The organism is Parabacteroides goldsteinii DSM 19448 = WAL 12034 (assembly GCF_000969835.1).
Taxonomy (GTDB): Bacteria; Bacteroidota; Bacteroidia; order Bacteroidales; family Tannerellaceae; genus Parabacteroides; species Parabacteroides goldsteinii.
The window spans coordinates 680,375-693,064 of the sequence record NZ_KQ033912.1; the positions used below are offsets into that span (position 1 = coordinate 680,375).

A 12,690-nucleotide genomic window follows, 5' to 3' on the forward strand; every position below is an offset into this window, starting at 1 on the left:
CATCCTTATTCGTTATTGTTCTACGTAAAGAATCACGGCGCGATTCCATTCCGGTTTATCGAAAGGAGGTTCCTTATCGCCAACCCATTCCACAATAACCCTATCGCGATTGATATTATAATCACTAATCAATATCCGGGCAACATTTTGTGCTCTTTCCGCAGAAAGCTTTTCGTTGATCTGGCTTGTTCCGGTTTTACGGTCCGTATAACCGATCACACGTACCTTAAACTGAGGATTATCTTTCAGATATTGTGCAATATTATAAATATTAACTCCCTGATAAGGATCTACCTTTGTTTGGTTGATTTTAAAGAGAACTACATTATTAATTAACGGATTTTCTTCAAATTCAACCACTTTCTCAGTAATAACCTCAGGTTCCGGACAATCCGGGCAATCTATAGGACGTTTTGCCAATTCCTGATTCTGAGCATACAATTCATTAATACGACTGTTCAACTCATCAATCTCCTGCGGATTCCTCAACTCGGCTTCCGAAAAAGTTGCCGACTTACCCACATTAAAGATCAGACCAGCCGAAGCAGTTCCCAAAATATCGTAGTTGCCACTACTCTTGACCTGATTAAATTCGCTTTTCACAGCCGTTGCAGCAAACTCAATAGAAAGAGTCACCCGGTCTGACAATTTAAAATTATTGACAATACCAGCATTGAGAGTCATACCGTTTACACGAGTATGTCCGCCGGCATAAGCCGGTTGATTTGCATAGTCCCATCCAAAAGCCCATCCGAATCCTACGTATGGCACAAAGCTATACACGCGTTTGGAATTATACTTCATAAAATAATCAGTCATACTCCACATTAAATCCGCCTGTACACTCGCATATCTGTTACGCGACATAATAGTCGCATTGTCATTAAACGTATGCAGATTCGTCAGCCCCGCACCCTTGATACGAGTGCCCAAATAAGGATTAATCCATTTACCAAACTGAATTTCCGGCGCGACAGTGAAACGATGGAAAAAGTCGGCATCACTATTCCTGTCACCGAAATATATATTAGCACCTGCACCAGCCCCAATGAACCAATGATCCCAGAAACCATTATTGATAAAAGTTGCTTTACGAGCCGGTTCCAAACTTTGACCTTCTTTTGTTTGGGCAAAAGAGGTTTGTATGATGCTAAAAAGCACCATAATAAACAAATACTTTTTCATGATTGGATTATTTTTGTGATGAAAAAAAATCGGGATCAGAAGCGATATCCCCAACCAAATGCAATTACAGAAGAATTGTCTTTACCAAAGACATATTTATATTCGACGTTAAGAAAGTTGCGCGGGTTAAGATTATAAGTCAATCCACCTCCCACATTAAAACCGAAATTAGTAGAACTGTGAGAATCTAAAGTAACTTCTCCATCTTCTCCTTTTACAGTTCGTTTACCCTGAAAATTATTCTGTAAGTTAAACCCCGCCAAAGGATAAAGCGACAAGTGATCTTCTTTCAGATTAAATACATAGTGAGCATTGACATCCACATCCAATCCTGTTGTTTTATCCTTTGGAAAAAAGAACATCAGATCCGGTGCCAAACGTACATGATCCGTCAAATTATAACGCCCTTGAGCGCCCAACATGACTCGTTTAAAATCTGTCTGATAACCAAAATTTCCCAATAGTGAAAATTCTCCTTTTTGGGCAAATACGCCAAGGGATGTTATCAGCAAAAATGCTATAAAAAGAATCTTTTTCATTTGAATAGTTTTTTTTTAAATTATACACTTAAATACATCTAAAACAATACTAAAACACCTATTTTATTATTCAATTTGCCATAATTTTATTCTTCAATACATTATTCAGAAAATAATATATTGTTTCAATAAATAATGTATGTTTATTAAAATAACAATGGCATTTTTTATTTTGTTTTATCTGGTAAGATTATAATTTCGTGTTCTAAGATTTTTTCAGATTCATTAGTAGTTGGTTTTTTACTAAAAAAAGACATAAACAAAAAAATAACCCTCTTTCACAAGAGGGCTATCCCTAGATTACATTATACCAATGGAAAAGTAGATAAATAAGAGTCATTCAATCTCCGGCCTGTCGCCGCCTGTTCCGGGATTTTGCTGTTCGCCTACATACACAGCTACCATGCGTGGCGTAACATAGAAACCAAAACAATAACCTGCGGCTTCTTCCGGTACAGTAGCCTCGATGCGGTTATTCGTACGCGTAACCACAGTCAAGTCTGTCACTTTGTGTTCGTCCGATTCTTTATCGGTTGTCCCATAAACAACTTGTACCGATCCATTACCTCCAAGTTGTGAGCCTTCCAATACGACCTTGTCATCTTTCTGGATGGCAAATGTATGATCACCTGTACTTCGCACAACTCCTGCCACTGTAACCAGCGAAGCAATAGCCAGCAGCCGACTCGCTCTGGGTCAGAAACACCGGTGCACTTTGCAGATTAGCACTCATAAAACGATTGAAATCAGACACATCCTTACTTCTTCTTCCTTTACGCTTCTTTTCGAAGCCTTCCTTAAGCAATCCGTGAAACGCCCTATACATCGCGACGATATTAGGAAATTTAATACGTTGGTTCACTTGGAGAGCAGTTTTGGGATTCGTCATTTTTTGAATACGTCCCATCATTACCTGCTTTCCTTCCAGGATGCGGTAAGTCAAATTGCCAGCCGATCCGCTAATCTTTGTCATGATCCATTACCGAGTGCCATAACAGTAAAATTAAGAGATCTGGAGTCTCGCCTACTTGTCAGGTTGCACTCTATTTTAAGAACCAGAGAAGGCGGAAAAAAGTTTGAGCTACTGAATAACCCAAAATTGTGTTCACGCAAAACCGGTTAAACAAACATAATTATTCTTACCTGTTTTAACATAGAAAAACCCCATCTTACCTCCGTTGAACCTCCGTTAAAGGTCCGTTTACCCCCACTCCCTATAATCGGAGGTAAAAGAGAGGTAATTCTTTAACAACTGGGCCGTTTTCCGACAGTTTATGTTAATACGATTTCAACACGATTTTTTTCGCAGTTGTTATAAGAAGTGAAGAGGTGGTATGCAATGATAAAAACATTCAAAATAGTTATAACTGTACATCATTATTAAATCATTAAAAAGTTGTTAATTTCATATTTTTACCTCGAACTATTTTTTTATACGAAGTGTTTTTAATATGTGAGTAAGACACGGTACCAATACTGATAATTCACTTTATAGTTCTTTTCATATTAACGTACAAAAAAATTCATTCACATGTATTTTATATGGTATATTCTTATCGGAATCTTAGCCGGTTTTATTGCCGGAAAGATCATGAGAGGAGGAGGATTCGGTATCCTCATTAATTTGTTGGTTGGTATTATCGGCGGTCTGTTGGGAGGCTGGGTTTTCGGTCTGTTGGGCATTGCAACTGCCGGTATTATGGGTAGTCTGATCACTTCGGTTGCCGGAGCAGTCTTGTTATTGTGGATCGTTTCATTGTTCAAAGATCCACATAAAACAGATATTTAATCTATTATTTATTCATCTTTTAAAACTATTAAATTTATGGAAGCAAATCGTTCAAAATTTTGGATGGGCCTGGGTTTAGGTTCGATTATCGGTGTAATAGCATACCGTTTTAGTTGTTCTTCAAAAGGAAAAGAATTAAAAGAAAAAGCATCTCGCTACCTTCATCAAATAGGAAGCAAATCTGAAGATGTTATTGATTCCGCAAAAGAGAAAGTAATGAATGCGGGAACAAAAGTAGCAGACAAAGTATCTAACGACACTTTCAAGGTCGCAGAGAAAGCCGATGAGTTTAAAAATAAGGTGCACAATTTCGCCGACAATTCAAAAAAATAATTCTATTTTTTGAAACAAAAAGCATCTAAAATATATTGAATAACACCTATCAATATTGATTCATAATTTTATTTATTCATAGTTGATTCTCCCTATTCATAAAAGGTTATATCAACTAAAATAAACTACTTCTTATTTTTTTATTAGATGTATATCTTCTAATATTCATATGTATAATTAAAACTTTTGAATTATGTTTTATCATGTAAAAGATTTGCAATACAATGCTCGTGTTTCCGCTCCGGATCCACGTTTCGCCCGTGTCCTCCTTGAAGCATTCGGAGGGGCCAACGGAGAGTTAAAATCGGCAATGCAATATTTCGTACAGGCTTTTAGTTGCCATAATCCTCACCCCGACAAATATGATATGTTGATGGACATTGCAACAGAAGAACTGGGACATCTCGAAATTGTCGGTGCAACCATCCAAATGCTCCTCGGACCGGTTAACGGCAAAATGAAAGATGTGGCAGAAAACATGGAAATCAATAAGATGATGGACGGCAAAGCTGCCAAAGAAAATTTCATCCATCAAGCTTTCACCAATCCGCAATTTCTAGTCTCCTCTCCTGGCAGCCCAACACTGACAGACAGTAATGGCAACCCGTGGTGCGCTACCTACGTATCCGCTAATGCGGATCTTACAGTAGATCTTCGCTCCAACATGGCAGGAGAATGCCGTGCAAAAATAGGATACGAAAACCTCATTCCGCTAACGGATGACTCCTATGTGAAAGAAACACTCATGTTTCTTATGACACGCGAGGTAACCCATTTTCAACAATTCGAAGCAGCATTGGAGACAATTCAACCCAACTTTCCTCCCGGAGTGTTTCAAACCTCCCCCAAATACAGTAATTTGTATTTCAACCTGTCCAAAGGTAAAGATGCTCGCGGACCATGGAATGAAGGCGAAAGTACACGTTTAAAGGAAGAATGGCAATACATAGACGATTCCTTGCAAGAAGTAAGAAGTACAAATGGACTCGTCGACCGTAAACCTAAAGGTACACACCGCACGGAGAAAGAGGTACAACAAATGGACAAGAAACTAGCGAAGGAGCGTAGCAAAGAGGTTCTTTCATCCTTGCCCGAAGGAGCCATGAGTTGGTGTAGTTATCAAGATAAATAAAGGTAACAGGAAAGATGCTGTTGCCCAATATATATTTATTCATTTAAAAAATTACCGTATTATGAACAAGAAGAATGAAAAAAAACAGGTAGAAACAAAAGGGACAAAAAAAAGAAACCCAAACAAAAGAAGGCAAGTGTTCAACTTCTGAAAAAAAATCAGCAAAGAAGTAACCGTAATACCACTTGCAGGTGATTAAAATTATTCCCGGCGAAGTTTTTCTTATTTCGCCGGGAAAACTATCCATAAATGATGTATTTCCACAATCAAGAAGAGAGCCGAAAACGAGACTCGAACTCGTGACCTATTCATTACGAATGAATTGCTCTACCAACTGAGCTATTTCGGCAACTTTATATATTACTTTTGCTACTTGTTTTTTAATCCGGGCACAAAGGTAAGAAGTCTAATCGACATCTGAAAGAAGTTTTGCTAAAAAATCATCTAAATCTGCATCCAAATCTTTCAACAGCGGATCATCTGCCCGTAATACTTCATCATCGAGGAAGAGAAGCTCCTCTATTACAACAAAATCCTCATCCGTCAGACTGACAGAGAAAGGTTTCATGATATGGGGACTTTCAAAAACAGTTTTCGCAACTAAAAGAGTCAGCACAGATTTTACGGTGTTGGCTACCTGTTTATTGAATTGCTCTTCTTCACAAGGACAACCTACCCAATCAAAAACGATAACCTTATCCAGTAACCGTTCATCTTCATCATAGATTTGCAGTTCTCCGCTTTCAGCATCCGCCTGAACATATAAATCGCTGTAATAGCCGTTAGAATCTTCAGCTGTCAGCTTACCGATAGCAGAAGTAAATGTTGTCTCCAGGACAGACTGAATCTTTGCATTATTTGCACTCATAACTCTCTTTTTATTCTTTTTTCGAATCGTCTGTCAAAAGTAATAATAATTCGGAGAATATATGATATTATTCACCAAATTGCATGTTAAGTTTTTTATCGGAACGGATACGGTTGCGCAACACTTCTACATAAAGTGCTAACAGTTTAGTATTCTTGCCGTCCTCGCCTTCGCTTTTCTTAAATAATTCGTACGATTTATTTGCCCATTCATAGGCCTCGTCCAGGTTGGTCTTCATTTCATTACCCAACGCCAGATTGGAAGCAGCTTTGGCTTTGGCTTTCGGACTACTTGATTTTTCATAGAGATGCATCCAGTGTTCAGCAGCCTTATCCCATTTTTCTGATTGCGCATAGGCAGAAGCCTCTTTCCAACGGGATCCCATAGCATTATAATACCAGCGCGTTTCGCTATTCCAGTGAGGTACAAAATTAGGACTGGCCTTCGCTCCAATGTATTCGGCAGAAGCACGTAAAGCATTCTCGGATGAAGGTAAATATCTGTCGAGAAGGATCAGATTCGGTGCGTCTTCCATAAAGAAAAGGCTGTCAGCCACATAGACAGTAGCTAAGGGATTCGGCCTGTTGGGAAGATAACCACGCACAACACCGGACATTTTCACCTGGATCTCTCCTTCCACATAACCCTCAGCAAAAGCCACCACATTTTTCTTGGACTCAAACAACATCCGGTCCAGGGAAATCACAGCATCCGATCCGGTTTCGTCACATAATGCCTGTACCTGATCCTGAGTCAATTTTTTATCCTCGTAATAAACATCATCTTTGCGGACTGCATCGTGATAGAGAAGAACGTCATTAAAATAGGACATATCTGCCATCGACCTGCCCAAGCCGCGACATACGTCAAACAGAGCACTGTCGGCTTTCACCTTACAAGTATCCACCTTGTCACCAAACAGACTGAACTCACACCCGACATCATCCGGCTGAGGTACAGCGTTATTCACAACAAGAATCTTTCCTACACTTTTCGGAAATGTTATTTCGGCAGGGTTGTAAGTATCAATACCCACATAGCTAACAGAACTACAGGATGCCAATAAGCAAACACTCAATAAACAATACGCAACTCTCATCACTTTTCACTATTAGAAGGAGGCGCAAAAGATTGCGCCTCTAATTATACAATATCACTCACCGCCTTGAAATAGCCGATCGATTCAGCTATACCCAGGAAAGGATCTTTCATATCCTTTTCATATTCAAGGCTGCACATTCCGGTATAGTTCACCTCGCGCATCATTTTCATCAGCGCAGGGAAATCAATCTTTCCACGACCGATTTCTATACCGACACCTGCTTTCGACGAATCCGTCACGTCCTTGATATGCATATCAAACACACGGGTATGATATTTTTTCAGGTCGGTAACCGGGTTACATCCGTTACGCAGGTCATGACCGATATCCAGACACATTCCGATACGCGGATCCAGGTCTTTCGTATGTTCCCATACATCTGTTGCATCCGGATATGTTTTAATATCGGGTCCATGCAAATGGATCGCATAGTGGAAGTCATACTCTTTCACTTTCTTATCCACATAAGGAAGCAATTCGTAATTGGGTACGCCCACAATCAACTTCACCCCTACGCGTTTCGCATACTCGAAACCACGGTCAATCTCCGCTTCACTCTTCATATATATAGGACCAACGGCATAGCCGGTAACATTATGAGCAGCACATTTCTCATGAAATGCCTTGATCTGTTCTTCGTTACTATCCAGCGGCAGATGGAAATCCTTAATGCAAAGATAATGAATATCGAGTCTCTGCAATGTCTTCAGAGTAGTATCCAAATCAAAATTAACAAATGTATAACCAGCCATCCCCAAACGCCAAGGGTTTATTGACTTCGCCGCCTTTGGAATGATCCGGTCCGGCAAACCGGCTTTTACTACGCCTGCCGATCCTAACAATAATGCACCGGCAAGTCCTTGTCTAAAAAATTTTCTTCTAGAATTCTCCATGGTATAATTATGTAAATAATATGTTACGGCTTTTTCAATGGCAACACAACCGTAAAAACAGAGCCTTCACCAAACACGGAAGAGACACTGATCGTCCCGCCCATTTGCGTAATAAGACCTTTACAAATTGCTAACCCCAGTCCTACCCCTTTACTCCAGTCATTCAGTTGAACGAAGCGGCTGAATATCTGCTCCAGTTTATCTTCAGGAATACCTTCACCCGAATCTTCCACCGAGAAGATAACATCAGTCTCCGTCACCTCATAACCAAACCGGATAAAACCTTTTTCCGTATGCTTAATCGCATTGGTCAGCAAGTTAGTAAGAATTTGCGTAAGACGGTTACGATCGGTATAAAAAAGTTGTGGCGGGCACTCATTTAATTCCAATTTAACGTTCTCCGGCATCCTGAGTTGTATTACATTATATATCTCTTTCATCAGGACAGGCAAATTATGATCGGCATAACTGAGCGTCATAGTATTGGATTCAATCTTGGAAATATCAAGGACATCCGTGATCAGGCGCTGAAGCAGTTCATTATTACTTTGGATAATATCGGCATATTCCTGGCGGGTTTCCAAATCATCCTCATCTACCAATACCTGCGAAAAACCGACAATAGCATTCAACGGAGTACGTATTTCGTGATTCATATTCGCCAGGAAAGCAGACTTCATCCGGTCGGCCTCTTCCGCCTTCTCTTTTGCCAACTTCAATTGTTGACCATACCGATGGCGGCTGTACGATATATATCCCAACAGACAACACAGAATTAACAGGAAAGCGGCCCCGCCTCCCATTTGGAGTAGATGAGAATGAGCCTGCGCTACTTCCAGATCCATCTGCCTGTTTTTCAACTCCAACTTATCCACCTCATGTTGTGTTTTCATTTCCGCCAGCTCCTGATAGAAACGAACCTGGGACAAGGAGTCATTCAAAAAGGCATATTCCTTATAAGCCAACGAGGCAGCCCTATCCCTTCCGCTTTCAAATAAAACGTCTGCCTTATCCTGCAACATTTCAAGATACCCCTGCATCGTCCTCCGCTCACGCCAGACAGGTAATAAAGAATCATAAACAGCCAAGGCTCTGTTATACTGCTTACTTTGTTTATAATATGCCCCGTAAATAGTCTGCAATTCACTTGAATAACTATACATCTCATGCTCCCGGATATATTCTTCCGCTTTCTTTAAATGTTTCAGAGCTTCCGGGAGTTTATCTTCTGCGATATACAGTATTGCATAATGACGATGCACCACATATTCCAAATAATAGAGGGGGTTTTCATTATCCAGCCATTCGATTCCTTTCTCTTTACAAATCTTGATATACTCTTCCAACCGATGGGTATACTTCATTTTCTTCTCCAGATTCGTAGATTTATTCATCAACTGCCGGATAATATTGACACGCTTGATTAGCGGAGCATTTCTCATCTCCATACTGTTTATAACTTCCTCATACAAAGCTACACCTTCCTCTTCCAGGTTATTAGATAAATAAAAATCAGCTAAGGCCTGATTCGCCATCTCCATTCCTTCCGGGAATTTCAACGTTACGGCTTCCTCTTTCAAACAGGTGACATATTTCAGCGCCTCTTCATTCTTCTTACTACGAGTCAACACATAAATATACCAGGCTTTCATCCTGAAATATTTAACCAGCCTGTTCTGTTCCAAAAATAAAGGCAACGCTTTTTGCATCCAGAAATACAGACTGTCAGGATTCTTTGAATAATAATACCGCACATAACAGAACATCGCATTCGCCTCCTGATAGCTATCTTTCTGGCGCCGTGCCTCTTCCAGCAAACGAGTTGTATACATAAAGCCAACCTGTTGCTGGACATGTTCCCGAGCTAAAGTATAAAGAGTGTCGAGCGACAACGTTTCTTTATTCTTTTCAGCGGCGTTTAATGTTTCCGGGGTACAGTATCCCCAAAGAAAACAAAAACTGATAAACAGTATTCCCCTTAATACCCTCATTTCTTACAAACTTCGCATACATATCAAGGCCTGCAAGTTAGCAAAAATTAAATAGATTATACCTTTTTAATAAAAGATAAAAATAAAAAGTCCCATATTTGTCTGATTCAGAACAAATATGGGACCTATAACAGGATAAAAATAGCTTTTTACTTCTTCAGAGCGGCAATGCTTTCTTCGATCGACTTGATCTTACTTTCGGCATCCGCCTGTTTCTTACGTTCCATTTCGATCACTTTTGCCGGAGCTTTGCTTACAAAACTTTCGTTACTTAGCTTCTTCTGTACGGAAGCAAGGAAACCCTGCTGGTATTTCAGCTCTTCAGCCAGTTTTGCCAATTCTTCTTCCACATTGATCATATTGCCCAGAGGAACAGCATATTCAGTTGTACGAACCAGGAAAGAAACAGCACCGGCCGCTTTATCGTCAGTCTTTGTAATTTCAGACAGGTTACACATCTTGGCAATAACCGGATTGAAAGCATCGTTATGATCGCCTAAAACCTGTAAAGCCAATGTATCCTTGTTCGGAATATTTTTCTGCAAACGAATAGTACGAACACCACTAACAATTTCTTTCACTACTTCAAAAGCATCCAGATAGGCGTTATCGACCGGAGCGACTTCCGGCATCAACGCCACCATCAAACTTTCACCATCCTTGTGCGGTTCCAATGCCTGCCACAATTCTTCCGTAATGAACGGCATGAACGGGTGAAGCAAACGAAGCAAGGCGTCGAAGAAACCAAGAGTCGCATCATAAGTCGCCTTGTCGATCGGCAGCTGATAACCCGGCTTGATCATTTCCAGATACCAGGAAGAAAATTCGTCCCAGAACAATTTATAGATCATCATCATTGCCTCACTCAGACGGTATTTGCTGAACAGGTCGTCCACTTCGGCAATCGTCTTGTCCAGCTGCATCTTAAACCACTTAACAGCAGTTGCCGATGCTTCCGGCTGTGCGATCGTATCGTCTACCGTCCAACCTTTGATCAGACGAAAGGCATTCCATATCTTATTATTAAAATTACGTCCCTGTTCGCACAATGCCTCATCGAAAGGAATATCGTTTCCGGCAGGTGCAGCCATCATCAGCCCCATACGGACACCATCGGCTCCATACTGTTCGATCAGCAGCAGCGGATCGGGAGAGTTTCCCAATGACTTGGACATCTTACGTCCCAGCTTGTCGCGAACGATACCGGTAAAGTACACATTCTTGAACGGCATATCTTTACGGTACTCATAACCGGCCATGATCATACGGGCAACCCAGAAGAAGATGATATCCGGTCCTGTCACCAAGTCGCTGGTCGGATAGTAGTAATTGATTTCTTCGTTATCCGGATTATTGATACCGTCGAACAAAGAGATCGGCCACAACCAGGAAGAGAACCAGGTATCCAGACAGTCGTCGTCCTGACGCAGGTCGGCCATAGTCAATGCCGGATTCTTTTCTTTTGCCAGTTCCAATGCTTTTTCTGCTGTCTCGGCTACGACATAACCACCTTCCGGCAGATAATAAGCCGGGATGCGGTGTCCCCACCATAACTGACGGCTGATACACCAGTCCTTGATGTTTTCCATCCAGTGACGGTACGTATTCTTGAACTTAGGCGGATAGAATTTAAGTTCGTCATTCATAACCGGTTCCAAAGCAATCTGGGCCAGATGTTCCATTTTCAGGAACCACTGCATAGACAACTTCGGTTCGATAGGAACGTTTGTACGTTCAGAATAACCGACCTTGTTTTCGTAAGCTTCCACTTTTTCCAGCAAGCCGGCTGCTTCCAGGTCTTTCTCGATCTGTTCACGAACATCGAAACGATCCATACCAATATATAAACCGGCTGCTTCGCTCAATGTTCCGTTATCGTTGAAAATATCGATGGATGGCAAGTTGTATTTCTCACCCAGCATATAGTCATTTACGTCATGCGCCGGAGTCACTTTCAGACAACCTGTACCGAATTCGATATCTACATAATCGTCTTCGATAACCGGAATCACACGGTTTACCAGCGGAACGATCACCTTCTTACCTCTCAGGTGCTGATTCTTCGGGTCGTTCGGATTGATACACATGGCAGTATCGCCCATGATCGTTTCCGGACGGGTGGTTGCCACTACGGCGTAACCATCCTCGCCTTCGATTTTATAACGGAGGTAAAACAGTTTGCTATGTTCTTCCTTATAAATTACTTCTTCATCGGAAAGAGCGGTCAGGGCCTTCGGGTCCCAGTTCACCATACGTACACCACGGTAGATCAGTCCTTTTTCAAACAGGTCTACGAATACTTTCAATACGCTTTCCGAACGTTTTTCATCCATCGTAAAAGCCGTACGGTCCCAATCGCAGGATGCACCCAGTTTACGTAACTGTTTCAGGATGATACCTCCGTGCTCTTCTTTCCATTCCCAGGCATGTTTCAAAAACTCGTCGCGGGTCAGGTCCGTTTTCTTGATTCCCTGCTGAGCCAGTCTGTTTACAACCTTTGCTTCAGTAGCGATAGAAGCATGGTCGGTGCCCGGCACCCAGCAAGCATTCTTTCCAAGCATGCGGGCACGGCGGATCAGGATATCCTGAATGGTATTGTTAAGCATGTGTCCCATATGAAGTACGCCGGTGACGTTAGGGGGCGGAATGACGATTGTGTACGGCTCACGGCCGTCTGGTTTCGACTTGAAGAAGCCGTTATCCAACCAATACTGATACCACTTTCCCTCTACTTCGGCGGGGTTGTACTTACTTGCAATTTCCATATTGTTTTGTTCTAATTATATCCTTATTAAACACAGGCCAGTCAGCCTGTTATTTTTGAGTTGCAAAGGTACAAAAAATATTATCATATAGCA

At 41.3% G+C, this 12,690-nt stretch carries 12 protein-coding genes and 1 tRNA gene; 3 read left to right on the forward strand and 10 right to left on the reverse strand.

What is annotated here, in order from left to right:
• Positions 1-12: 12 nt before the first annotated feature.
• The 4 genes from HMPREF1535_RS02885 to HMPREF1535_RS02900 all read right to left on the reverse strand — a co-directional run bounded on the left by HMPREF1535_RS02885 (position 13) and on the right by HMPREF1535_RS02900 (position 2,697).
• Positions 13-1,185, reverse strand: coding sequence for an OmpA family protein (locus HMPREF1535_RS02885; RefSeq protein ID WP_010802125.1), 1,173 nt, complete (start codon positions 1,183-1,185; stop codon positions 13-15).
• 35 nt (positions 1,186-1,220) lie between these two features.
• Positions 1,221-1,724 (reverse strand): outer membrane protein, encoded by a 504-nt coding sequence (locus tag HMPREF1535_RS02890; protein WP_046145242.1) that lies wholly within the window; start codon positions 1,722-1,724, stop codon positions 1,221-1,223.
• A gap of 336 nt (positions 1,725-2,060) precedes the next feature.
• Positions 2,061-2,366, reverse strand: a complete 306-nt coding sequence (locus HMPREF1535_RS02895; RefSeq protein ID WP_007654575.1) for a hypothetical protein — start codon at positions 2,364-2,366, stop codon at positions 2,061-2,063.
• On the reverse strand, positions 2,350-2,697 hold the full coding sequence (locus tag HMPREF1535_RS02900) for a DUF6266 family protein (protein ID WP_046145243.1): 348 nt from the start codon (positions 2,695-2,697) through the stop codon (positions 2,350-2,352). The genes HMPREF1535_RS02895 and HMPREF1535_RS02900 overlap by 17 nt, the downstream gene beginning before the upstream one ends.
• 558 nt (positions 2,698-3,255) lie before the next feature.
• On the opposite strand from HMPREF1535_RS02900, the gene HMPREF1535_RS02905 reads away from it, so the two are divergent.
• The 3 genes from HMPREF1535_RS02905 to HMPREF1535_RS02915 all read left to right on the forward strand — a co-directional run bounded on the left by HMPREF1535_RS02905 (position 3,256) and on the right by HMPREF1535_RS02915 (position 4,978).
• Positions 3,256-3,513: a GlsB/YeaQ/YmgE family stress response membrane protein gene (locus HMPREF1535_RS02905; protein ID WP_007654580.1), complete on the forward strand. Its 258-nt coding sequence runs from the start codon at positions 3,256-3,258 to the stop codon at positions 3,511-3,513.
• A gap of 36 nt (positions 3,514-3,549) precedes the next feature.
• Positions 3,550-3,846 (forward strand): YtxH domain-containing protein, encoded by a 297-nt coding sequence (locus HMPREF1535_RS02910; RefSeq protein ID WP_007654581.1) that lies wholly within the window; start codon positions 3,550-3,552, stop codon positions 3,844-3,846.
• Between the two features lie 193 nt (positions 3,847-4,039).
• Positions 4,040-4,978: a manganese catalase family protein gene (locus HMPREF1535_RS02915; RefSeq protein ID WP_007654582.1), complete on the forward strand. Its 939-nt coding sequence runs from the start codon at positions 4,040-4,042 to the stop codon at positions 4,976-4,978.
• Between the two features lie 276 nt (positions 4,979-5,254).
• Here HMPREF1535_RS02915 and HMPREF1535_RS02920 read toward each other — a convergent pair.
• The 6 genes from HMPREF1535_RS02920 to HMPREF1535_RS02945 all read right to left on the reverse strand — a co-directional run bounded on the left by HMPREF1535_RS02920 (position 5,255) and on the right by HMPREF1535_RS02945 (position 12,597).
• Positions 5,255-5,327 (reverse strand) — tRNA-Thr (locus HMPREF1535_RS02920).
• Between the two features lie 57 nt (positions 5,328-5,384).
• Positions 5,385-5,846: a hypothetical protein gene (locus tag HMPREF1535_RS02925; protein ID WP_046145244.1), complete on the reverse strand. Its 462-nt coding sequence runs from the start codon at positions 5,844-5,846 to the stop codon at positions 5,385-5,387.
• 67 nt (positions 5,847-5,913) lie between these two features.
• Positions 5,914-6,945, reverse strand: coding sequence for a DUF6340 family protein (locus tag HMPREF1535_RS02930; RefSeq protein WP_007654585.1), 1,032 nt, complete (start codon positions 6,943-6,945; stop codon positions 5,914-5,916).
• Between the two features lie 44 nt (positions 6,946-6,989).
• Positions 6,990-7,841, reverse strand: a complete 852-nt coding sequence (locus HMPREF1535_RS02935; RefSeq protein ID WP_046145245.1) for a sugar phosphate isomerase/epimerase family protein — start codon at positions 7,839-7,841, stop codon at positions 6,990-6,992.
• Between the two features lie 23 nt (positions 7,842-7,864).
• Positions 7,865-9,832: a tetratricopeptide repeat-containing sensor histidine kinase gene (locus HMPREF1535_RS02940; RefSeq protein ID WP_052716637.1), complete on the reverse strand. Its 1,968-nt coding sequence runs from the start codon at positions 9,830-9,832 to the stop codon at positions 7,865-7,867.
• Between the two features lie 149 nt (positions 9,833-9,981).
• Positions 9,982-12,597 (reverse strand): valine--tRNA ligase, encoded by a 2,616-nt coding sequence (locus HMPREF1535_RS02945; protein ID WP_046145246.1) that lies wholly within the window; start codon positions 12,595-12,597, stop codon positions 9,982-9,984.
• Between the last annotated feature and the right edge of the window lie 93 nt (positions 12,598-12,690).